Source organism: Mycobacterium hubeiense (assembly GCF_002838065.1).
In the GTDB taxonomy this organism is placed as follows: Bacteria; Actinomycetota; Actinomycetes; order Mycobacteriales; family Mycobacteriaceae; genus Mycobacterium; species Mycobacterium hubeiense.
This window is the reverse complement of the sequence record NZ_PIZU01000024.1, coordinates 1-21,222: the sequence shown is the minus strand read 5'-3', so window position 1 is coordinate 21,222 and position 21,222 is coordinate 1. Positions and strand designations below refer to the sequence as shown.

At 67.2% G+C, this 21,222-nt stretch carries 22 protein-coding genes and 2 pseudogenes; 11 read left to right on the top strand and 13 right to left on the bottom strand.

The features are described from left to right. Positions 1-17 precede the first annotated feature (17 nt). Positions 18-1,007, top strand: a complete 990-nt coding sequence (locus CWS39_RS18175) for a DUF3558 family protein (protein ID WP_158240362.1) — start codon at positions 18-20, stop codon at positions 1,005-1,007. Here CWS39_RS18175 and CWS39_RS18170 read toward each other — a convergent pair. The 7 genes from CWS39_RS18170 to CWS39_RS18145 form a co-directional block, all read right to left on the bottom strand. Next, positions 973-1,788: a winged helix-turn-helix domain-containing protein gene (locus CWS39_RS18170; RefSeq protein WP_158240361.1), complete on the bottom strand. Its 816-nt coding sequence runs from the start codon at positions 1,786-1,788 to the stop codon at positions 973-975. The two genes, CWS39_RS18175 and CWS39_RS18170, sit on opposite strands and share 35 nt — an antisense overlap. A gap of 56 nt (positions 1,789-1,844) precedes the next feature. Then, positions 1,845-2,012, bottom strand: a complete 168-nt coding sequence (locus CWS39_RS28900) for a hypothetical protein (protein WP_158240360.1) — start codon at positions 2,010-2,012, stop codon at positions 1,845-1,847. A 430-nt stretch (positions 2,013-2,442) separates the two neighbouring features. Next, the gene (locus CWS39_RS18165; RefSeq protein ID WP_102144329.1) at positions 2,443-2,910 is read right to left on the bottom strand and encodes a hypothetical protein; all 468 of its coding nucleotides are present in this window, start codon (positions 2,908-2,910) and stop codon (positions 2,443-2,445) included. Beyond that, positions 2,907-6,230 (bottom strand): ATP-binding protein, encoded by a 3,324-nt coding sequence (locus CWS39_RS18160; protein WP_102144328.1) that lies wholly within the window; start codon positions 6,228-6,230, stop codon positions 2,907-2,909. The genes CWS39_RS18165 and CWS39_RS18160 overlap by 4 nt, the downstream gene beginning before the upstream one ends. Continuing rightward, on the bottom strand, positions 6,220-6,951 hold the full coding sequence (locus tag CWS39_RS18155) for a DUF4194 domain-containing protein (protein ID WP_158240359.1): 732 nt from the start codon (positions 6,949-6,951) through the stop codon (positions 6,220-6,222). Before CWS39_RS18155 ends, CWS39_RS18160 begins: the two co-directional genes overlap by 11 nt. Next, complete coding sequence (locus tag CWS39_RS18150; RefSeq protein WP_102144326.1) at positions 6,948-8,456, bottom strand: DUF3375 family protein; 1,509 nt, start codon at positions 8,454-8,456, stop codon at positions 6,948-6,950. Before CWS39_RS18150 ends, CWS39_RS18155 begins: the two co-directional genes overlap by 4 nt. A 130-nt stretch (positions 8,457-8,586) precedes the next feature. Further along, positions 8,587-8,856: a hypothetical protein gene (locus CWS39_RS18145; RefSeq protein WP_142386872.1), complete on the bottom strand. Its 270-nt coding sequence runs from the start codon at positions 8,854-8,856 to the stop codon at positions 8,587-8,589. A gap of 554 nt (positions 8,857-9,410) precedes the next feature. Between CWS39_RS18145 and CWS39_RS18140 the strand changes: the two genes are divergently transcribed. The 8 genes and pseudogenes from CWS39_RS18140 (at position 9,411) to CWS39_RS18105 (ending at position 15,514) form a co-directional block, all read left to right on the top strand. Further along, positions 9,411-10,466, top strand: coding sequence for a hypothetical protein (locus tag CWS39_RS18140; RefSeq protein ID WP_142386871.1), 1,056 nt, complete (start codon positions 9,411-9,413; stop codon positions 10,464-10,466). 64 nt (positions 10,467-10,530) lie between these two features. Beyond that, positions 10,531-11,652, top strand: a complete 1,122-nt coding sequence (locus CWS39_RS18135) for a hypothetical protein (RefSeq protein ID WP_102144323.1) — start codon at positions 10,531-10,533, stop codon at positions 11,650-11,652. After that, positions 11,649-12,095: a hypothetical protein gene (locus tag CWS39_RS18130; RefSeq protein WP_102144322.1), complete on the top strand. Its 447-nt coding sequence runs from the start codon at positions 11,649-11,651 to the stop codon at positions 12,093-12,095. Before CWS39_RS18135 ends, CWS39_RS18130 begins: the two co-directional genes overlap by 4 nt. A gap of 54 nt (positions 12,096-12,149) precedes the next feature. Next, a pseudogene (locus tag CWS39_RS30335) lies at positions 12,150-12,341 on the top strand (helix-turn-helix domain-containing protein); the annotation flags it as partial. Between the two features lie 97 nt (positions 12,342-12,438). After that, entirely contained in the window at positions 12,439-13,857 is a 1,419-nt protein-coding gene (locus CWS39_RS18120; protein ID WP_102144321.1) for a type II toxin-antitoxin system HipA family toxin, read from the top strand. 115 nt (positions 13,858-13,972) lie between these two features. Further along, positions 13,973-14,290, top strand: coding sequence for a type II toxin-antitoxin system RelE/ParE family toxin (locus CWS39_RS18115; RefSeq protein WP_158240357.1), 318 nt, complete (start codon positions 13,973-13,975; stop codon positions 14,288-14,290). Between the two features lie 4 nt (positions 14,291-14,294). Beyond that, positions 14,295-14,561 carry an XRE family transcriptional regulator gene (locus CWS39_RS18110; protein ID WP_102144319.1) on the top strand — a complete coding sequence of 89 codons (267 nt, stop codon included), beginning with the start codon at positions 14,295-14,297 and terminating at the stop codon, positions 14,559-14,561. A gap of 563 nt (positions 14,562-15,124) precedes the next feature. Further along, positions 15,125-15,514: a hypothetical protein gene (locus tag CWS39_RS18105; protein ID WP_142386869.1), complete on the top strand. Its 390-nt coding sequence runs from the start codon at positions 15,125-15,127 to the stop codon at positions 15,512-15,514. Positions 15,515-15,571: 57 nt separating this feature from the next. On the opposite strand, the gene CWS39_RS18100 is transcribed toward CWS39_RS18105, so the two are convergent. Further along, positions 15,572-16,237, bottom strand: coding sequence for a hypothetical protein (locus CWS39_RS18100; RefSeq protein WP_102144317.1), 666 nt, complete (start codon positions 16,235-16,237; stop codon positions 15,572-15,574). A gap of 212 nt (positions 16,238-16,449) precedes the next feature. Between CWS39_RS18100 and CWS39_RS18095 the strand changes: the two genes are divergently transcribed. Beyond that, a complete protein-coding gene (locus CWS39_RS18095; RefSeq protein WP_233213562.1) occupies positions 16,450-17,766 on the top strand; it encodes a hypothetical protein in 1,317 nt (438 codons plus the stop codon). On the opposite strand, the gene CWS39_RS18090 is transcribed toward CWS39_RS18095, so the two are convergent. The 4 genes from CWS39_RS18090 to CWS39_RS28895 are packed head-to-tail and all read right to left on the bottom strand — an operon-like array spanning position 17,723 to position 19,440. Further along, positions 17,723-18,238 (bottom strand): hypothetical protein, encoded by a 516-nt coding sequence (locus CWS39_RS18090; RefSeq protein WP_102144316.1) that lies wholly within the window; start codon positions 18,236-18,238, stop codon positions 17,723-17,725. The two genes, CWS39_RS18095 and CWS39_RS18090, sit on opposite strands and share 44 nt — an antisense overlap. Further along, positions 18,235-18,828, bottom strand: coding sequence for a hypothetical protein (locus tag CWS39_RS18085; protein WP_233213561.1), 594 nt, complete (start codon positions 18,826-18,828; stop codon positions 18,235-18,237). Before CWS39_RS18085 ends, CWS39_RS18090 begins: the two co-directional genes overlap by 4 nt. Further along, positions 18,825-19,112: a hypothetical protein gene (locus CWS39_RS18080; RefSeq protein ID WP_158240356.1), complete on the bottom strand. Its 288-nt coding sequence runs from the start codon at positions 19,110-19,112 to the stop codon at positions 18,825-18,827. Before CWS39_RS18080 ends, CWS39_RS18085 begins: the two co-directional genes overlap by 4 nt. A gap of 1 nt (position 19,113) precedes the next feature. Next, on the bottom strand, positions 19,114-19,440 hold the full coding sequence (locus tag CWS39_RS28895; RefSeq protein ID WP_158240355.1) for a DUF4352 domain-containing protein: 327 nt from the start codon (positions 19,438-19,440) through the stop codon (positions 19,114-19,116). Positions 19,441-19,653: 213 nt separating this feature from the next. Here CWS39_RS28895 and CWS39_RS28890 point away from each other — a divergent pair, with 213 nt between their 5' ends. Further along, the gene (locus CWS39_RS28890) at positions 19,654-20,358 is read left to right on the top strand and encodes a sensor domain-containing protein (protein WP_158240354.1); all 705 of its coding nucleotides are present in this window, start codon (positions 19,654-19,656) and stop codon (positions 20,356-20,358) included. A gap of 7 nt (positions 20,359-20,365) precedes the next feature. Here CWS39_RS28890 and CWS39_RS28885 read toward each other — a convergent pair. Further along, positions 20,366-21,222 (bottom strand): annotated as a pseudogene (locus CWS39_RS28885) (peptidase); the annotation flags it as partial.

The following is a 21,222-nucleotide window of genomic DNA, read 5'->3' as shown; positions in this document are numbered from 1 at the left end:
AAACGAAGTGGACCAAATTGCTCCGAACCATCCACGCTGCATCAGCAGCGGTGCTGCTGACCATCGGCTGCTCGACCACAACCTCCGAACAGCCGTCCACGCCCACAGACCTTCCCCCCGCCGCCACGTCGACCACCGAGCTCCGGCCGGTGCCGACGGATCTGCCCCGAGAGCAGACCATCACGTGGGCGCGTGACCTGGATCCATGCGCGTTGATCGATCGCAGCGAGTTCGAGTCCCTGGGCGCTGTCACAGCACTCGGCACATCAAGCAATTCCACGTCGTGCGAAGCGGTGGTCGACGAGCGCGCTCAGCGTCCCATCTCGGTCGGATGGTCAATTGCCTTCACCCCCACCACGTTCCTCGACGCGACCAAGCGCATACAGATCGACGGCGTCGCGGTGTACACGACCGATGTCGCCGACGCGCTGCCGCCTGGAACACGTGACCAGCTCGTGGAGAGCGGCTGCGAATTCACTGTGCCGTTTGAGAATTCGATTGCGGTGCGGATGTCGGTGTCAATGGAGCGAGACCGCAATGCGTGTGCGGTCGGCGAGCCGTTGGTTCGCAACGTGCTGGCGAACTGGCCAGACCAACCCCGGCAAGGGACCTCTCCGGCGACGACCGTCACCGTGCTCACCAACGAGGCGCCCTGTGCGGTCGTCGCGCGGTTGCGCGCCTCGCGTTCGGTAGCTTTCGACTGGGCCGACCAAAGCCTCACGAGCTGTTTCTTCACCGTCGACGGGATCGAACTGCTCGTGAGCTTCGACTACCGCGAACGCGGAATCGTCACGATCAACTCAGAGCCGACGAAGTTCGGTGATCATGATGGCTACAGCCACATCCACCAGGGAACGGCTTTCGCTCAAGCCATTGTCGGAGGGGAGTTCGGGGGCGTTTGGAGCGGCCGCGCAAGCCAGCTCGTCCCTGTGGTCGAGGTGACCGGCGACGACGCAACCCTGGTGTCTGCGGTCATGACGTCGGCGCTGGATCTGCTACCGGCGTGACGTGTGGATCGTGCCGGCTGTTTTCCAGCATGGTGCGCATGACGTGCGCTTTGGTGACGGCGTCAACGGCGCGGGTGAGCCGTTGGGCGCCCTCAGGGTCGTCTGGGTGGAGCCGATCGAGGCGGGCTTGGAGGTGGTCGAGATCGAGGCCGCCGCCCGGGCATACGGTGAGTTCGTCGTGTGTGTTTTGCCATATCCGCTGGGCTGCTCGCAGCTTGGGACGTGTCACCGTCAAGTGATAGGCGTTTGCCTCCGCGAGGAGGGTGTCGAATTCGGCGACAGTGTCCTCGAGTTCACGGTCGGCGATGGTGATGGTGTAGCCGGAGCGGCCGCCCGGCACCATGGTGCGGCCGTGGGTAGGCCAGCGCTCGCGGAGGCGATCGATGAATGTGCTGGTGGCCCATTGTTCCGGTTGGGCGCTGGTGCGCAGCTCGATGGTGATGGTGCGCGTGGCGGGGTCGGCAGATATCAATGTGGGTGGCTCGTTACGAGTGACGATGGCGTCGCGGCTCGGAGGGTCGGCGCTGGTGAGCCCGCGCACGAATACGCCGCGGCCGTGGTGGGCCGTGACGAGACCGTCGCGAGCCAGGCGCAGTTGCGCGGCCCTGACGGTGCTGAGGGATTTCGCGCCGAACCGGCTCTGGATGTCCGTCATCGACGGTAAGCGATCGCCGGGTTTGAATGCGCCGCTGGCGATTTGGTCGCGTAACCAGCGTTCGATCTGGCCCACGAGAGTGAATACCGGCAGACCATCGTCATCGGTGGGGTTCTCGATCTCCACCCACACAACTCTACAGCGAAGAGTGCGTAGTGTCGTGGAGGTGACGGACAGCCGGGTCAGGATTTCGGCCGTTTGAATCGTCGAGGAACGACAGTGGTGTAGGTGTCTTCGTCCTGGATGTCGAGGCTGTACTGCCAGGCCTCGTCACGGTCAGCGATCAACGGGGATGTGGTGGCTCGACCCGATTCCCGGTCGACACTGATCACCCAGAAGCCCACGCTCATGCAGCGAAACTATCTCAGACCCGTCAAGGCATCGCCTCGAATCCTGAGGCCTTCGAGTGCGCCCGGGCGACGTCGCCATCGGAAGGCAAGCAGCCGACATCACCGCGGGTTCGACGGGCCGGCCGATCGGCCATCCACGGCCCGACGCGCACACCGAGGCCCTAACGGCGGAGTGAACATCGTCGCCTGACACGATCGGCAGAAGTGCGTGCGATGCATTGTGCCGCAATCACATTGGGAAATTCCCACCAACACCGATCCGCCGCCCAGCACGCTATCGCAGTGCGGGCACACGTCGGGGCTCGGCTCCTCCCAGCCTCGGGGCGTGCGACGCAACTCCACACCATCAATCGTACAAGTGTTCGAATCCGCTCACGGTCGATCGGGTTGGGTGGTGAGCCGGAGCGTCACAGCGCTTCGCGGTGCCCTTTCACCGCCCGGTCACCCAGATCCAGTCCCGCAGCCCAGCGATGCGCGCGGAGTTGGCGGTCCGGGTCTCGCTGACGATTTCTGCGACCGCGGCATCGTGATCCTCCCCGCCGGTGGCGCAGATGTCGGCGATGCGCCGGTGGGCAGCGGCCTCGGCGGCCGCGACCGCGGCGCCGGTCACCTCGATCGCTTCGGATCTCTGCACCAACCAGTCGCGCAGGCCTTCGATGATGTAGGGGGTTGAGGCCACCGAGTCGGCGAACCGGTCCATCGACTCGGCCAGCTCGACGAGGGCCGCCAGGGTGGGCTCGCGGGCCGCTAGTTCGCGCAGACGCGCGGCCTGGTCGCGGCAGTGCGATCGCATCGAGTTGGCCGCCGTCGCCGTTTGTTCGATGAGCGCGTCAGCGCGCGCGATGTGATCGGTGGTCTTCTCGGCCACCGTCTCAAGCCATGTTTCGTCTGCGTTCACGATGGCCTCGTGGTGTCGGTCAGGGCCGTGATGTGGGATCGGTGCTGGCTGTTCTTGGTGATGCACAGGATGCGGTCCACGTGGGGTTCGATGCTGTTGACTTTGTCGTCGGGCGCGCCGATGACGAGTTGGAAGCCGAGCCCTTTCCAGGCCGCCACGGCGCGGCCGGCGAACGCGGCGTCGGACTTGATGAACCCTTCGTCGAGGATGACCGGGGCGTAGCGGGGCCACTGGGCGTCGCCGAGTTGATAGCGCAACGCCGCGCCGACGATGAAGGCGATGAGCTCTTGGGATTCGCCGCCGGATTTGCCGGCCAGGCTGGCGTAGACGTTGAGGGTCGCACCGTGGGTGTCTCGACGTTCGGCTTCGATGTAGATGTGGCGGCGCACATCGAGGTAATAGTCGCGCTCAGAGGTGCTGTCGGACTTGCGGATTCGGTTGATGAAGCGGGCCAGCGTCAAGAACCGTTTCTGGACGAGGTCCTCGTCATCGCCGGGGGCAGCCTCGAAGCCGGCCAGGGTCTTGAGTTCCTTGCGGAATGCGGTGATGTCGGCGGTGGCGGTGCGGCGCAACGTGATGTGTAGCCGGTCGGCTCCGGCGCCGAACGGCAGCTCGGCCAGGATGTTGTTGATCGGATCCAGGCGGGCTGCGATCTCTTCAACGGCTTCTTCATAGGCACCGTGCAGCCGCAGCAGATCGATGCCGGTCCAGTCGTTGACGTCGCGCACGAACGTGGCGCGTCGCTGATGCAGTCCCTCGGCGTTGAGATCGTCGAGGATGTCGCGGTAGCCGACATACGACGACACGTCGGTGCCCAAATCCGGTCGCGGCCATTGCCGTTGAAACGCTTCGAAGGTGGCGGTGAGCATCTTGGCGGCTCGGGCGGCCGCGGCCCGCGCCGTCTCGGCTTGGGTGCTCAGCGCGGCATGGAGCCGGGCAAGGGCCTGGCCGAACGTGGTGGCGGTGACGTGCTCGCCGGCGGCCGCGCCAAGCTCGGTGTCGAGCCGGACGGCCAGCTGCTCGGTGAGGACCTCGCCCGCGCCGGCGGGCAGCTGCTGAATCTGGCCGGCGAGCTCCTCCCCCCGCACCTGCAGCCCCGCATATTGGGCGGTGAGCCGCTCGACGTCGGCCTCGGCGAGATGGCGTGCCCGAGCGGCGTTTTCACGAGCGGTACGCAGTTGGTCTCGGCGCGAGGCAGTCTCGCCGGCGCGCGCGCCAGCACCGGTGGCGGCCTGGTCGCGCCGCGCGGCCGCGGCCTCGACACGTTCGCGTGCTGTGGCGACGTCGATGCCCGACCATGTGGTGTCGGCGACGTAGCGGTAGGCGTCGCGGCGGGTCTGCAGCGTTTCGATGTCACGGTCGGCGGCGGCGATCGCCGCGGCCGCTGACACCAGCTCGGCGTCTACGCCGTCGAGGTCGGCGCGCAGCTGCTCCCCTCGGTGGGTGTTGGAGAACCCGATCACCGGCGCGCGGCTGCCTCCGTGCGCACCGCGGCTGCCGGTTTTGGTTTGGCCGGTGATGGTCAGGCCGCGCTGCACGGTCGCCAGCGCGGCGGGGTCGTCGACACACACGTAGTCGAACCCTGAGGCGATGCGGGCCAGCACCCACCCGGCGAACGGCGACGATTCGTCGACGATGATCCGTCCGCTGAGCCGGTGTTCGTCGCCGACAGGCGCGATGGGTTGGCCGGGTTGGGCGCCCTCGAAAGTCAGCCGCCGCGCCAGTGAGAGTTCGTTGATCTGCACGCGGGCGTGGTCGAGGTCCTCTGCAGCGATGAGCAGCGTGGTGGCAAACCCGCCCATCGCCCGGTCGGCGGCCAGCCGCCACGCCTCGTATCCGGGTCGCATGTCGATCAGTTCCCCGACGAACGGCACGTGGTCGGGATGGCGTCCGATCGCCGCGGCGACCGCGCAGCGCGCGGCGTGCAGTTCTGCCGGGATCGCTCCGGAGCGCCCGGACAGCGACTCGAGTTCGCCGGCCAGGCCGGCGCGGTGGTCGTGCAGGCGGTGGTGGTGTCCGACGGCGGTGTCTCGCCGGGCGCGCAACTCGGCTGCGGTGCGGGGATATTCGGCAAGGAACTGCGCGGCCGCGGCTTGGGCAGCGGCGAACTCTTCGGCTGTCGCGGGGGGCTCGGCGAGCGCTGTGGTGCGTTCCCGGTAGATCTTGAGCTGTTGTTCGGTGTCGCGGTGGGCCGAGGACAGATGCTCGAGTCTGCGGTCGAGGTCGTCGAGGTGTGCGGTGAGGTCGCCGGACTGGGCGGTGTGCAGCGCGGCCAGTTCGGCCTCGGCGTCGTCTTCGTCGCGGCGGGCCGCGCGGGCGCGCGTGTGGGCATCGGCCTTGGCGGACGCGGTGCTGTGCAGCGCGTCTGCGACCAGTCGCTGCTCGGTGCGCAGCGCCCATACGCGCAGCGCAGTTGGTCCGTCGGCGTGGAGGCCGAGCATGTCGAGGGTTTCCACGTCGGTTTGGGCAGCACACCAGTCGCGGTGCCAGTCGATGATCGGCGACAATGTTTCGACTTGCTGCTCAGCGGTTTTCATCGCCTCATAGGAGGCTTGGAGATCGTCGAAGTGGGTGACGGCCTCGTCGGCGACGGCCAGCGTCTTGGGTCGTTCGAGCACCATCGTCTTGAACAGTCCGTCGACGGTGGTGACCGCCCGGCCGGCCTGGATGCGCGCCAGCAGTCCCAGCGCCCGCTCACCTTCGCCGGGAAGCCCGATGCCCAGCCGGATGCACAGCGTCGTGGAAAAGCTGCGGTAGGAGCCGTGGAATTCCAGCCCGCCGAACTGGTTTCGAAGTTGCGGCGGGTCGAACTGGGTGGCGGCGAAATCGGCGACTGCGGCCAGGTCGAAAGGGGCGTCGATGGTGGCCATCCGTTTGGTGATGTCGTCGAATCTGGTCGCAGACGGCGCCGCGTAATAGAGCCGGATGGCGCTGAACTGCTGACCGTCCTCGGTGTGCCAGGTCGCTGCGATCGCCGACCATGTGGGGGCGTTGCGGCCGCGCAGCACCTGGTCGGTGAGTTTGTCCGAGCCGGCCTGGCGGTCATCGTCGATCTTGCCGCGCATGTAGCGCAGCACGTTGCGTTGATCGCCGCCGCGGGCCCGGCCTGTGGTGTTGTCGTTGGAGGCTCCGTTGAACGGCACCCGGCTGGGCATCAGAAGCGCGATGTAGGCGTCGAGCAGCGTGGACTTTCCTGTGCCGGTCGCACCGCTGATCAGGGTGGCCGGCGCGGACAGGTCCACCCGATGGTGGCCTTCGAATCCGCCCCAGTTGACCAGCTGCATGCTGTGCAGTCGCCACTGCGACGTGTCAGCTCCCATCGCCCCGGTCCTCCCCCACCTCGGTCATGGCGTCGTTTCCGTCGACGGTCGCGGCGGCGGAGTCCTGTTGGGTCCTCAGCCATGTCACGAGCTCGTTGAGCCGTTGCAGCGACATCAGCACTTCAACGATCGGTGCCACCCGGAACCGTTCACCGTCGCCGCTGTCGATCAGCAGATCCAGCCGCGTCAGCGACTCGATCGCCGCGCGGGCGGCCTTCTCGTCGCGCACCTGGTTGGTGGCGTCGGCTGGCCGGTAGTTGGCGACTTCGTCCATCAGTTCTGCGCGGTCGACGAAGACCGCGGGGTCGTCGGGTTGGCGGCCCCGCAGCAGCATCCGCAGGTGGACGAGCAGGATGGTTTCCTCGCGCGAGTAGCTCTGGTCGTGCAGCACGGTGGGGAAAGGCTGCGTGCCGTGATCGGGCTGGGCGTGGCGCTTGTAGGCCACCCCGCGATCGGTGTCGATGACAAGTTGGATGAACAGTTCGTTGAGCCGCGACTCCAGCAACCGCCGGTTCTGCATCACCACGCGCCAGTCCACGGGGTTGCGTTCGGCAGAGATGTAGCGCTTTTTGAGCAGCGACACCAACGTGCGCCGCACCTCGCCGGCCAGCTGTCCCTGGTCGCCGTCGAACCGTGGGCCCGTACCGTCGAAATCCTCCGCGACGTCAGGGGCGGCCCACTGCGGGCCGACCACATCCTCAGCGTCGTCGAGTTCGGTCACGAGCTCGCTCCTTCCCCACTGTCGACCGGCGCCAGACCGGCGCGATGCCGCTGCCCCAAACTGATCGTGGGGAGCCGCAATTGGCGCCGGCTGCCGTCTACCCGGACGGTGTCGACGACCTCAGTGCCGAGGCTGTCGGCGTCATCCAACGCGCCGATGTGGGCCGCCAGTTGCATCAGCCCCAGCACTTCCACCGGGCGGCGAAGTTCTTCGGGCAACGCGTTGAACACCTCGGCGGCCGAGGTTTCGTCTCCGTCCAGGGCCGCGGCCACAGCGGCGCGCAGCGCGGCCACGCTCGGTCCACCGCGCCGGCGCAGCGCCTGCAGCGAAGGGGCCGGCTGCGCATCGGCGGCGGGGTCGGCCAGCGGCGGCGGCGCCGCGTGTTCGGCGGGGTCGAAGAACCGCTGGCGAGTGTTGCCAATCTGCAGCGGCGCCAACCCGAGTGGCAGTGGCACCCGGGCCCGTGGGCCGCTCACCCGCATCCATCCGGCCAGTTGCTTTTTGGCTTCCCGCAACGCGTCGTCGAGGTCGCGGTCACGTAGCGCATCGTGGCTGGTGATGTAGGCGCGCAGCGTCGAGGACAGTTTGCGGCGGGCCTCCAGAACGGCGGTGACGCCGCGTCTGATCGATGCCACGGTGGTGCGGAAGTCGGCGATCTCACCGGCTGGCTGCGATGCGGCGAAGGGGTGGGCGGCGATGGTGTCGAGGTCGCGGCGCAGCTGGCCCATGAGCTTTTCGTCGCGCAGCAGCTCGACGGCGCCCATGAAGGCCTTGCCCTCCAGCGATTCCGACATCAGCGCCGATGAGCGTGCCAGGTAGGTGTCGAGGACATCGCCGGTGCGGCGGCCTTCTTGTTGGAAGTCGGCGACCAGGGTGCGGTGGATGTCCTTGACGTGTTCGGACAGACGGAGGAAGTCCGCCGGCAGCTGTGCGGTCATGTCGCGGACGTTGAGGTATTGCTCGACCACCCGCGCCTGCGGCACCGGGTCGGCTGTGCTGCCGGCGGCCAGGCGATCGCGTTCGGCGCGCAGCGCGATGATCTGCTCGTCGAGCCGAGCGACCCGGGCGTCGGTGTCGGGGTCGGCATCCATGGCGCAGCGCCGGGCGGCTTCGACGATGGTGCGGATGCGCGACTCGCCGAACACTGAGCGGTCCCCGCCGAGCCGGTGCACGTAGTCGATGGCCTCGCGGGCATGAGAGGTCAGCGAGTACTCCTCCTCGCCGGTGTCGCTGGTGGCCAGGACCAGCCACTGCTCGTTGACCCAGCGTCGGCATAGCACTCGGGCTGGCTCGTCGAAAGAATCGGCGCCGGCGGCGCGTAGTTCGCTGATGAGGGCGTCGATGAGGGTGTGGAACCGTTCGGCGGTCACGACGCTGCGTTCCTGGTTGAATGCCAGGCTGAAGATCGCCACCACCACGGGGGCGTTCTTGCGGGCCAACAGGCTCAGTGTCGGCTTGGCGAACGCCCGTTGGGCGCGTGCGAGGGCTGCGGCGATGTCACTCATGGCGCGCGGTGTTTGCTCGCATGGCTCGGAAGCCTATGTGCGGTGTGGAGGAAGGTCGAGGCGATTCGGGGCCGGTGTTACCAGGCAGAGCACGATGGGTGTTACGGCACCACAACACCCGCTGAGCTTGTTACAGCTCCGTCCCATTGGTGGGGTTGCCGGACGTCGGCAGCAAGCGGATCCACAGAATCCCGGCGTTGACCGCGATCGCCCCCGCCAGGACCACCAGGCAGATGACGCGAAGCCCGGGGGGATTGCCGGCGATGTACATCCAGATGGCGCTGCACAGGGTGGCGGCCAGCGTCAACGCAATCCCGGTGGTCAGACGACCGTCCGACCGCGGATCGTCGCGGTGACGGTCTGCACGTCGGATGAGGCCGGTGCCAGCGACGTACAACACCAGGGCTGCTGCGATCCAAACCAGACTCCATGATTGGACCGTATGCCTGGCCACCGACATCCTCGAGTCAGGTCGGTGAGGTGGGCGATGTCGCCGGCGACCAGCCGCCGCTGACGTTGGGCACCCAGTAGGCGAACTTGACGAGCGTGGATGCCGAGCAACTCGGCTGCCTCGCGGACATTAATGAGAGAGCAGCAGCCGCGCCGCGCCGCGCCTTGTTATGGCACCACAACACCCCGCGAGCTTGTTACAGAACCATGCCAGCCGCGGGGGCCGGCTATGTTGCGCGATCGCACCGAGTCTTGACCTATTGAGGTCGAGCCGCGGTGACCAGATCCGCCGCAACCGCGGCATATACCTGTGGTCATGGGATTTCCGTCCACCGCGATCCGCCACCAACCCCGATCGGACGCGCACCCGCACCACCTACCATATACACCTAATCCGGTGTATTGTGTGGCCTGTCACGGTCGACTCGAGAATCCGTGCGGGTTGCGCTCCGGCTTCACCGTCGCCGTCAGCGGCATCCGGCCGAGTTCGAAAGGAACGCCACTGTGATCACCACCGTGTGGGCCGCCACCGAATCCTTGACCACGATCCAATCCATGGCCATCGAGACAATTCTTCTCGTGATGAAGCTGGCCTTGCCCGGGATCGTCATGCTCTACAGCGCCACCATCATCATCCGACTCATCGCCGGTTCCATATCGGCAGCCTCTGCGCTCGCCATGCTGGCCAGCGCCGGTGTGATGGCGTTCGGGCTCTGGCTGATGCCGACCCTTATCCAGTGGATCATCACCGGCCACGTCAACGCAGGCGACGCCCACGATCCGACCACCACGACACCACCACCACCGCCGCCCGCGCCGACGTCGACGGTGGCCCCACCGACAACGGCGCCGGTCGCCACCGAACCGGCGCCGCCCACCGATTGGACCTGGCTGATCCAGGCCGCGGCCGTGATCGCCATCGTCGCAGTAGCACTCGGGCTCGCCTACCTCCTATGGATGGGCCTGTCGCGGCTGCGCGCGGCCACAGCAGCGCGCCGCGCGCAGCGGCAGCGATGGGCCGACAGCCTGGCCATCCTCGACAGCACCTCCACCCTCCTGGGGGAGTTCGAGTGCGACATCGAATCGGTGTACTTCACCCGCCCGCTGCTGGCCGACGTCAACGAGCCGGCCACCGCGAAGTTCCACGCCGCCTATGCCGACGCCCTGGCGCTGCGCTCAGACTCCGCACCCACCGACGACGAGCTGATCACCGCGTTCGCGCGCGCTGCGGCGGCCGCGGCCTACGCGTTCGGGCTCGCCGACGAGAACGCGCGCCGCAAAGGCCGTATCGGCGTGATCCACGGCAACCGGCAGCTCAACGGCGACGAGAAACGCAAGCTCGACCAGGCACGCAAACTCATGGCTCAGGCCATGGACCCGGCGACCCCGTCAGACAACGCCAGACAGGCCCAGGCCAAGGCTCGCGAGTTCCTCGATCAGATCGGGCTGGTCGTCCCTGAACGCTTGACCGCCAAGGCGATCCAGAGCATCGAGGCGTTGCACAAACCCGCACTCGCCGCCGGCGCGGCTGCGTCGGTGCAGGCTTCGGCGGCGGTGTGACCGTGCCGGCGGCCGTACTCGTCGATGACCGGAACGCCTCGATCGCCGGCATATACCTCTGGTCATGACGCAGCATCTGGAGGAGTACGCCAACCCCGACCGCGACATCCCGCTGGCGCCGCAAGTGCAGACCGGGATCAAGCACAGCTACACCGTCCGCCAGATCGTCGACGCGCTCGCGGCCACCACACCGTCACGCATCATCGACGAGTCCGCGCTGTCGACGTCCCTGGCAGCCAAGCGCAGCGCGCGCGGCGAGTCTGGCGCTCCCTATGCGCCGCCGGCCCGCAAGCCCCCCATGTCGGGAAGTGAACTCGCGCTGCTGGCCTCACTGCCGGTGACCTGGGGACTGTCGACGGTGGCTGTAGTCACCGACGTCCTGCCCACTCCCGCAGTCATCGCCGTCATCGCGCTCACGGTCGCCCTCACGGCCGTCGCACTCATCCTTGGCCGGTATCCGCAGCTGCGGCCCTCACACCGCCGCGCTCTCGACGGCTACACCGCCGCCGAGCACGCCGAGCTGTCGCGCGCCGTCGCCGACTGGCCGGGCCGGGCCCGGCTCTCGACCTACGTCAACGCCGACACCCTTCAAGGACAGTGGGATCAGCGTTGGAAGTGGGCCAGCCAACCTGGTGCTGCCGCGGCGGTGTGGCGCGAACCCCACCTGGGCGGCATCGCCACCCTGATCGCCGCCGATATTCGCGCCAGCACCGCATGGAACAGTGAACTGTTCGATACCCACCGGGTCCGCATCGACCTGGATGCCACACTGCGCGACATCCGGTCGCGCGCCCACCGCATCTGGCGCATCAGCGCAGACACCGCCGTTCCCACCGACACCACCGGGCCCGCAGCCGACCGGCACCGTGAGATCACCACGGCGATCGATGAGGCGTGGGACCGGCTCGTCGGCCTGGTCGTCGAACTCGACCAGTACTGCACACAACTGGCTCCCATCGACGCGCTCGTCACCGAGATCAACGCACTGCAGCTCAGCGCCGAACGTGTCTCCGATGACGCGCTGCGCCAACTGCACATCGACGCCGTCGGCAGCGACCTGAAGCGGGACACGATCGCCAACAGCGCAGCCGAGCTGGCCGAGCTGACCGCCAACCTCAACGGACGGCTGGAGGTGCTGCGCGGCGCGCTGCATCAACCGTCGTCGGTGCTGGCCCTGGTGCGATGACGATGCCCGAAACCGGTCCCCTCGATCACATCGTCCGATCCGGGTTGCCGTGGCGCGCAGAGCGGCTCACCGAGTGCGGCAGATCCGCCAACGACGTCGCCTCGACCATCACACTCGACGAGTTGAAGGCCCGCATCGAGCAGCATGGCAAGCGGCGGACCGCGTTCACCGTGTGCATCACCTGTTGGACCACCGCTGCCCACGCCGCGCAGTGGGAGGTCAATCCCATCGGGGTGATTGGGCGCGAAGCCCAGCGCTGCGGGTGCAACTTTGTCGTCGACCGCAGCCACAAGCCCGAGGCCCAGCGGTTCACCGCCGAGTTGCACGCCATCGCGGCACTGATCGAAGCGCACCGAGACGAGTTCGACGGCTACATCACGGGTCTGGCCGAAACAGCCAGCCTCACCGAGCGCAGACGCAGCAAGCGGCGGGGCAGCCGATGAGGGTGATGTTACGGTTCGCTACCATCATTGAGCTTGTTATGGTACCATTCCGTCATGGCTTTTGACGTGCACGAACAGCTCGCCCAAATCGGGGCGCAGCTCAGAAACGCCCGACTCAAGGCCGGCCTCGCCCAAGACGAAGTCGGCCGCCGGGCCGGCGTATCGCGCCAACTTCTCAGCCGCATCGAATCCGGCCACCCGCACGGTGAAATCGCCGCCGTCGTCGCCGTCGCCGACGCCCTGGACTACCGACTGTCGGTCATCCCGAAGAAGCCGCCCAACACCGGCGAGAAAGCCGCACTGGATCTGATCAGACGACTACGCGCACACCCCGCCGCCGCCGATGACTTCTGCTCTCGCCGTCGTTCTCAACGGCGAAGTCGCCGGTGTGGTCACCCACGACTTCGGCCGCCCCCAGTTCGCCTACACCGACGACTACGCCACCGGATCGCGCACGCCGCTGTCCTTGTCGCTACCCGTGCGCGCCGGCCACGTCTACGGCCACCGCATCACCGCCCCATGGCTGGCCGGTCTGCTGCCCGACGACGCACGCGTGCGCGAACGGTGGGCACGCGAGTTCGACGTCTCACCGCAGAACTCCTCAGCGCTGCTCGAACACCTCGGCCGTGACTGCGCCGGAGCGGTGCAGCTGGCACCGGCAGCTGCGATCAAGGAGCTGCTCACCCAAACCGGGCACCTCGAACCTGTCACCGACGCCGACATCGGCGCACGTCTGCGCCAGCTGCACACCGAGTCCGATCACTGGACCCGCGACCAGGACCGCTGGAGCCTGGCCGGTGCACAGTCCAAATTCACCCTCGCCGCCACCAACGACGGCTGGGCATACACCCACGGCAACGCCCCCAGCACCCACATCGTCAAACCGGGAATCACCCGCTTTCCAGCGCAGGCCCTCAACGAGCACCTGTGCCAGAAAGCATTCGGGCTCATCGGCATTCACGCCGCCAAGACGGCCTACCACGAGTTCGACGGCACCCCGGCGATCGTCGTGCAACGCTACGACCGCATCATCAACCCCGACGGCACGGTCGTGCGCATCCACCAGGAAGACATGTGCCAGGCGCTGGGCGTGTGGCCACACAAGAAGTACGCCTCCGACGGGGGCCCGTCAGCGGTGGCCATCGCCCAGATGCTGGGCCGGCGCGCCACCCAAACCGACGTCGACCGGTTCACCGATGCCGTTGTGGCGCAGTATTTGTGCGGAGCACCCGACGCCCACGCCAAGAACTACAGCGTGATCCTGGCCGGCGACCACGTGGCCCTGGCCCCCGTCTATGACGTGGCCAGCGTCTTGCCCTACAACCCTGACCCGAGGTCGGGACTGGCCCGCGTCGCCATGCCGATCGCCGGACACAGCATGTTCCGCGACGTCAATCTGCGCCACATCGAGAAGTTCGCGGTCAACGCCGGTACCGATCCCGACCGGCTCGTCGAGCGGACCCGCCAGATGGCCGCCGACCTCCCCGCCGCCATCAGCACGGCCGCTGCCGACATCCCCGACGCCACCTTGGGCACCGTGGCCGAACAACTGCGCGATGGCATCGCCGAACACTGCACCACCCTGGATCGGCCTCCCGCCAACGTCCGCCGACGCCGCACACCACTGCCCGAGCCCGAACCTGAACCCGACTGGCAACCCGATGCCGAACCCGGCGACGACACCATCCCCGTCGTTGGCCACTCCCGCGGCGGCCACCCGATCTCACCGCACCGGCGCCGCCGGCCGAGCCTGAGCAGCTAAAGCACTCCGCGCAGACTTCTGCAATTCACTAACGGCGATTTCATTTACCCGCTTACATCCCATGGCGATCTTTGGTGACGAATTTTTGTCGGTACCCCTCCATAAACTCATCCTCATGAAGCGCATCGGGTTTATCGGCCGCTCCCGCGACGACCTCAAGTCATTTCCCAAAGCGATTATGAAGCTGGCCGGATACCAGCTTTTTCTTATGCAGAACGGCGAAACACCGGCGGGCTCCAAACCGATGCCGCGCGTCGGCAAGGGCTGCATCGAGCTTGTCATCAACGGCGACGGCGTGTGGTTTCGCATTCTTGTCGCTCCCACGGTCGACCCCGACACCATCTGGGTCCTTCACTGCTTTCAGAAGAAGTCGAACACCACCCCGGCCAGCGACATTCGGCTGGGTCAACAGCGGTACCGCCAGATAGGCTAGAAGCATGGTGACCTACAGCCGCGTCTGGGACGCGCTCACCACCCCCGCCGAGGCCGACGAGCTCCAGGCCAGCGCGGAACTGCTCTATGCGCTGCAGCAACTGATCTCCCGGCGCCGCTGGAGCACCGAGGAAACCGCCCACCACCTGCAGCTCGACCCGGTGCGCGCCGGCCGGCTGATCGCCGGCGATATCAACGAGTTCACCGCCGATGAGTTGCGCGCCCTGGCCGCCGCCACGCAAGCCACTCCGCCACCCACGCGCCACATCTAAGGGCTTGCCCCGCGCGGCGATTCCGCCACCCGCGCGTCGGTGTCGTGTTGTATGCGCAGACCCCCCACTCCCGTGGAGCAGGGGGTCTAGCTGTTTTCTGGGGCAAGTTCGGCCCGGTTGTGTGTCCTGATCCGACGCCACCACCCGTGAACCCGCACTCCACCACCCGCCTGCGCAGGAAACGGTTTGACGGCCCAGCCGCCGACACTGGACCACTGCCGGTTTCGGATAATCGTTCACATTGTTGCCTGTTACGCGAATACTGCATTTACCCCGGATTCGCAGCACAGCAGTAATTCACCGCATAGTGCGCACACTGAGCCGACTATTTCCCTATTCTTTCGCCACAACGGTTTAGCCGGGCTTCCTCGAACGACCAATATCAATATGATCCGAACTAGCCGCGCCCGACAGGCCCGCTTGCGTGTATTACGCGACACCATGTCCAGCTATCTTTGCCACTTGGCTGGCCATCACCCCATGGCGGCTGCGATCATGGTTGCCATGACCGTCGCCACACCCGTGACCGTGTGCGCACGCTCAACCCTGGACAGGAAGTTCTGATGCCCGCCGTTACCGACACCGCCAGCCCCAGCCCGTCCGGCCGACCGCTCTACGCCGAGCCCGTGCAAGCACACACGCTCATCGCAGAGGGCGCCCAGGTGGCCGCCAAGGCCGGCGCCGATGCGCCGACCAACGCCGCGTCCTCACTTCCGGGCACGACTGCCGGCTCGCTTCCCTCCAGCCCCTTCGACGCCGCGGTGCAGGCTGCCGAGATCGCTCTGCCCCAGTACGACACCGCTGCCACCACCGCCACCTCAGCCAGCTCGACGACCCATGCCGGCGGATCCGAGGCCGCGGTCACCAGCGTGACGACCACCGACACCGATCACGCCGGTGACATCGCTGAAGTCGGCAGCCAGATACCGGCCGGCCAGATCTACACCATCTAAAGCAAGCTGATCCAGCCCTGGCACTTGGCGGGGCCGGGCCTGTCCTTGCGCGTTCGGCTACAGCGTGCCGAGCACGTGGCGTGGCGGCAGTGCCCACCATTCGGCCACCGCGGCCGGAAGGTCGCGGCCGGCGACGAGGGCGTTGACGATGTTGGACACTTCTCGTCCACGCTCCGTGTGCTGCAGCGGCAAATCCCACCACCGTGCACGGTGTTCCAAGTAATCGTTGGCCATCCACCGGAAGTCGTGCAGCTGCGGGGTCAGCGCTGTCTTGGCCAAATCCCGTACCGCTGCGCGGTATTCGGTCATCTGCTCAGGGGCGGTGTCGGTGGGCGGTGCGTCCAGACCGGCCAGGTGATCGAGGAAGCGTTTGACTTCACGACCGTTGGCGCCGAACTCGTATCCTTCATGCATCAGCGCGTCGACGCACAATCCGCGGGTCCACAGCACCGACCGCCCGTGACTATCGGGTGCCACTTCAAAAGCTATCGGGTTCAGTGGTTTAACTCGCCACACGTGCCACGGCAAGCAGTCGAGGCCGTACTTGTAGTTGCGAATCGTCGCCGGGCGCTCGAACACGCGAAACCCGCGCCACCCCCATGCCCGCATCACCTGTCCGGGCCGGCGAACCTTGCGCAGTGACACGTTGACGACGTCGCGGCCGTTGAGCGATGCGATATACCAGTCACGCGACTCGACGTCGGTGTGGAAGTCCTCGGTCATGCCTATCAGTGTGGGGCACTGGGCGAACATTTCTGTTGACGTCGACACCGCACGCCCGTGTCTTTTGCGCAGCAGCATTTTCTGGGTTCCTCAGCGCCGCGGCGGCGACGCGTGCCAACCCACCCTGCACCCGCTGCACGCCTGGCTACCGCCCGATCGGGTCGCCGTCGGCTCGGGCGATCGGCCCGTGATGGCCCCTCTACGATGTGGCGGTGCGCTACGTGCTGCGGCGGATGACCGTGTGTTTGCAGTATTGGCCGCAGCTGGCGGCGCTGTACTTGCTGGGGCTGCTGGCCCGGCGCGGCGTGATCGAGCTGGCAGCCTGGGCCGGCCACGACAACGACTTGTGGGCGTCACTGATCATGCCGTTGGCTGGCATGGCGCGGCTGGGGTCGTTCGTGGCGATTTTTCTGGTGCTGCGGCCAGCGTTTCCCGAACTCGCCCCCGACCCGTCGCGGCCGTCACGCCGGGTGGATTTGTTCACCACGGTGATCGTGCCGTTCTTCGCCATCTACCTGGCATGGCAGATGTTCAAAGAGGACTGGCTGGCCTTCGAGTCACGCTCGCTGGACTACCGCCTCGAAGAGTCGTTCACACCCGGACAAAACCTGGAGCTGCACCCAGAGACGCTGCCGGTGGGCACCACCACCTGGGTGCTGATCGCCACCGCGCTGGTGGTGCGGCTGGTGTTGAGCCGGGTCAGCGCGCGTCTGCCGGTGTGGATGCAAGGCGTGCGGGTCTACGTCGATGCACTGTGGGTGTTTCTGGCGTTGACCTTCAGTGTCAACCAAGGTTTGACGCTGCTGATCAACCCGGCCGCATGGATTTCCGAGCGTCGGATCGTGGTGTGGTTCAACCAGGTCCGCTCCGACGTGTTTTCCCACGTGAACTTCTTGGAGAAGATGTGGGACGGCGTGATGTGGGCGCTGAGTACCGCATTCGGCGGCGCCGCGATCCCGCTGCTGTGGCTGGCGGTGGCCGGAATCGTTTACCGGGTGTCGATGGAAACCGCCGACTGGCGCGCGGCCGCACGTCGGGTCGTCGGGCGGCGGGCCGACATGGTCATCGAACGCGCCACCCAGCCCCGGGAGCGTTTCGAAACCCACTGGGAGATGGTGCCGTCTGCGGTGCGCACCAAGACTCGCGCGCACGCCACCGAGCAGCTGGGCAAGTTCCGCCCGGTCGTCGACTCGGGCCGGCTGATCGCCCACGGCGGCCTACTGGGACTGTCGCTGTATGTGTTGGCCTACCTGGTCCTGGCGTGGCTGGACATGTCCGGCAGTTTCTACGGCAACCAGACCGGCCCCGGGTACTTGTTCCGCGGCGTCGCGTGGCTGCTAGGCCCGCATCCGTGGACGTTTTGGTTGGGTGTGCGCGACCCGTTGATCATGGGGTCACATCTGCTGATCGAGCCGCTGCGGATCTGTCTGATCGCCACCACGTTGGCCTACTGCGTGTGGCACGTGCGTGCGGCCACCACGCCACCTACAGCTGCAGCCGCACAAGGATTCCCCCACCAGAGTCGGTGATGTCGAGCGCGGTCGGTACCGCGTCGCTGGGAATCTCGAACGCCACCCGCAACGCGCCCGGCAAACTGCAGTGGGTGGTGATGCCGGCGCTGTGCTCGGCTGGGCCGAGCACCAGTGAAACAGACGTCCAGCGGCGGGTCCCATCGGTGAGCACCGCCTCGCACGGCTGTCCCTCGTCGGTGCCGGACCGCTCAATCGTGACGACGGTGAACACCGCACCGGCCGCCATCGGCGGCCCGAGACGGCCAGGGGTGTCGCTGAGGTGGCGCACCGTCTGCAGCTGCCAGGTCTGGCCGTCGAGGGTGATCGCGGCGCGCGGGGCGGCAATCCGCTGCGGCACTTGGGTGCTGCGGTAGGTCGACCAGTGCGGCCAGAAGTCGACGACGGCCAGGACTGCCAGCGCCGCGCATGTCGCGACTGCGCCGACGATGTTGCGCTGCCACAGCACCGGCCCGCGACGCGGCGCGGTCATGACGCCGCCCGGATCGGTCGTTGCAGCGCCGTGGTGTCGAGCGTGCTGACCCGCGAGTCGGTGCGATCGATGCTGATGTCGAGCCTCGAGTCGAGTCGCCCGTCGCCCACCCAGATCTGGAGGTGCAGGGTGGTGCCGGCGGCGTCGAGAAGCTTCGGGTCGACGTCGAACACCCAGGCGCCGCGGCTGGTGAACCCGGGCTGAAGCTGATCGCCCAGGGCGTTGCCAATCGGCAGCCGGTCGGTCGGCCTGTAGGTGTTGGGGCCGACGATGAGCTGGGCGTCAGGGATTTCGGCGTGAGGGCCCGAGGCGAGGGTGGTGTCGATGAGGACCCAGATTCCCGCCGCCGGTATCGGCACGCGGGCCAGCACGGAATCGACGGTGATCGTTTTGGAGATCCGCACCCCGGTGACGGTGGCCGATATCCCGCGTCCCGTGGTGGGCACTCCGATGACGCCGCGCACCTCGAACGGGGCGTAGATGTCGGTGCTGGCGGGCAGATGGTGCCACACCGCGGCCGCGGCGACGATGGCGCCGACGGCGGTGGCGGGGCGCACTGCGCGGCGCAGCATGGGCCGCAACGGTTTCACTGCCGGCTCCCGACTGGTATGACGACTTGTCCGTAATCGGTGAGGCTGTCGATCCAGCCCTTGCCGTAGGGGACGATCAGTTCGCGGTATTGCTGCTTCCAGACCCGCAGCGTGACCGAATCCCCGGCGCGCAGCGCGTCGGCGGGCAGCTGCCACACGAACGCGAGCTCGTCGGTCAGTCCCGGGCCCAGCCGTGCGGTGCGGGTGCCGTCGGCCAGGCGCATGGCGCCGATCCATTTGGCGTCGGGCTCGCCGCGAAGGTCGAGCTCCTCGGTGAGCGGCACATCAACGGTTCCCGGGGTTTTTCACCGTGGCCACCACCGCCAGGAACTGCGCGCCGGGATCGGCCTTGAGCAGGACGCGATCGCCGGCGGTCAGTTGGGTCACCAGGGTGGCTCTATGGACGGTGACTGTGAGGGCTCCGTCGTTGAACTCCTTGCCCGGTTTGACCTCGGTGACCTTGGTATTGACGGTGTCCAGGCCGCCGAACAGTGCGGTGACGGCGAGGATGGCCAGGATCAGGCCTTGTCGGAGTTGAGTGATGCCGAGACCGGTGAACCATTGCCATATCCGCTGCTTGATCCGGACGGCAATTCCGGGGGCTCCCGCCATAGCGGAGGATCGTCATGGGTCTGTGCCGAGCTCCACGCGCCAGCACCTGCATCCCCAACCGCCCCGGTGCGACCATCCTCGAGAACCGTCCCCGCCGGCCACACGGGCCTGGGCGTTCGGGCCGGTCTGCGCGCGCCGGACGCGGGGGTGTGCGGCGGTCGCGCGCGCCGGCGGGGACACTTGACGAGGAGCACCGCGTGGAGGGAGGCCTGGATGCGGCGGTTATCTCCGCTCGGCGCCGCGCTGAGCGCTGCGCTGGTGCTCGCGGGGTGCACCTCGGTGACCGGTGGCCAGGCGGTCTCTATCCATCAGCCCCAGCACTCCGAACCTCCGATGCCCGCGCCGGCGACGACACTGGTGACCGCCGACGCACTCGGTGATTGGCGGCTCAAGCGCTCCGAGCTCGGCGCGATCGTCTCCGACACCGATATGCGCCAGGTGAAGTCCTATACCTCGCCTGACGAATCCGGTGAGGGCATCGAGCCACGAGCGTGCGCCTACACGATTCTGTTTCAGGGCACGATTCCCTATGGGGCTTCACAGGCCACCGTGGGTGACGCCAATCGCGGTGCGCGCGGCCAGTCGGTGTCGCAGCTGATCTCCGTGTTCGCCGACCCGGAACTGTCTGCGCGGGTTGTCGCCGACGCTGCGCGCCTCTGGGACAAATGCCCAGCGGGCCAGCCGTTTTCGACGACCAGCGGCAGCACCACTCAACACTGGGTGCGCGAGACGACCACCGTGGTCGACGGCCGGGCCACGACCACCATCACACGTCAGGAGCAGCCGCCGCGATCGTGCGGGCATGTCGTCGCAGCCCAGTCCAACGTCGCTGTGGAGGCGATTGTGTGTGGGGACGGCGACAGCACCGCCCAGGCCGATGAGGTCGTCACCCGCATCGTTCGCCGACTGCCCGGCTGATCGCCGGTCACGGGAAACGGTCGTAGCAGCGTTCAGCGCTGGCGGCCAGGCCTGACCGGAATGACAGGATCCGGCTGAATCCGGCGGGCACGGTGTCACCGTTGACATCGCTGGCCACAAGGCCGTTGGTGAGCAACCCGGCCACGGCCTCGTCGAGATCGCCGGCAGTCAGCAGAAGGTTGTTGCCCGACTTCAGTTGCAGCGGGTGAACCATGTCGCGTTGTGCAGAGCCGGTCAAGCATGCGGTGCGCAGCGCGGCGGCGGCGGTGTCGAGGGCCAGCCCGCGTTGGTGTTGGACGGCCTGGACGTAGCGCGACATCACGATCGACAGCGCGGTGTTGTCTCCTTGCACCAGCACTTGGTCGTCGACTTCGTTGGCCGCCGCCCCCATCTTCTTCAGCACGGGCAGATTCACGCCGATGGTGTTGGTGGCGGGGCAGTAGAACGCCGGCGGATGCGCCGCCGCATCCGGGCATTCGGGCGGGTTGAGACTCAAGGTGGGCGGGTGCTCGGGGTTGAACAGCATGCCCATCGCCTCCATCACTGTCGCCAGGGTTTGTTCGCTGATCGGCGCTTCACCGGTCTGGCGTTGACCGTTGTCGTCGGTGAGCAACATCGGCAGTTCACCGCGCCGCCGGTCCACATCGTCGATGGTGATCGCCGAACAGGCCGGCCCCCCGGTCACGAAACCCATCTGGAATGCCGCGACTCGGTCGACCGCCGTGCCGTGGCCCATGTCGAGCATCTTGGTGTAGCCCTCGTTCCAGACTGGGTCGCGGATGGCGATGGCTCCGGCCAGGACATGGTTGAGCCCGTCACCGGTGTCGAGGGTGAATCGCGGCGAGTTCCCCTCGACCACCCACC

Bases quoted from the DNA above. Each gene is read 5' to 3' on its own strand.
- CWS39_RS28900 (WP_158240360.1), bottom strand. From the start codon at position 2,012: ATGAGCGTGGGCTTCTGGGTGATCAGTGTCGACCGGGAATCGGGTCGA.
- CWS39_RS18160 (WP_102144328.1), bottom strand. From the start codon at position 6,230: ATGGGAGCTGACACGTCGCAGTGGCGACTGCACAGCATGCAGCTGGTC.
- CWS39_RS18150 (WP_102144326.1), bottom strand. From the start codon at position 8,456: ATGAGTGACATCGCCGCAGCCCTCGCACGCGCCCAACGGGCGTTCGCC.
- CWS39_RS18135 (WP_102144323.1), top strand. From the start codon at position 10,531: ATGACGCAGCATCTGGAGGAGTACGCCAACCCCGACCGCGACATCCCG.
- CWS39_RS18130 (WP_102144322.1), top strand. From the start codon at position 11,649: ATGACGATGCCCGAAACCGGTCCCCTCGATCACATCGTCCGATCCGGG.
- CWS39_RS18120 (WP_102144321.1), top strand. From the start codon at position 12,439: ATGACTTCTGCTCTCGCCGTCGTTCTCAACGGCGAAGTCGCCGGTGTG.
- CWS39_RS18115 (WP_158240357.1), top strand. From the start codon at position 13,973: ATGAAGCGCATCGGGTTTATCGGCCGCTCCCGCGACGACCTCAAGTCA.
- CWS39_RS18110 (WP_102144319.1), top strand. From the start codon at position 14,295: ATGGTGACCTACAGCCGCGTCTGGGACGCGCTCACCACCCCCGCCGAG.
- CWS39_RS18105 (WP_142386869.1), top strand. From the start codon at position 15,125: ATGCCCGCCGTTACCGACACCGCCAGCCCCAGCCCGTCCGGCCGACCG.
- CWS39_RS18100 (WP_102144317.1), bottom strand. From the start codon at position 16,237: ATGACCGAGGACTTCCACACCGACGTCGAGTCGCGTGACTGGTATATC.
- CWS39_RS18090 (WP_102144316.1), bottom strand. From the start codon at position 18,238: ATGACCGCGCCGCGTCGCGGGCCGGTGCTGTGGCAGCGCAACATCGTC.
- CWS39_RS28895 (WP_158240355.1), bottom strand. From the start codon at position 19,440: ATGGCGGGAGCCCCCGGAATTGCCGTCCGGATCAAGCAGCGGATATGG.
- CWS39_RS28890 (WP_158240354.1), top strand. From the start codon at position 19,654: ATGCGGCGGTTATCTCCGCTCGGCGCCGCGCTGAGCGCTGCGCTGGTG.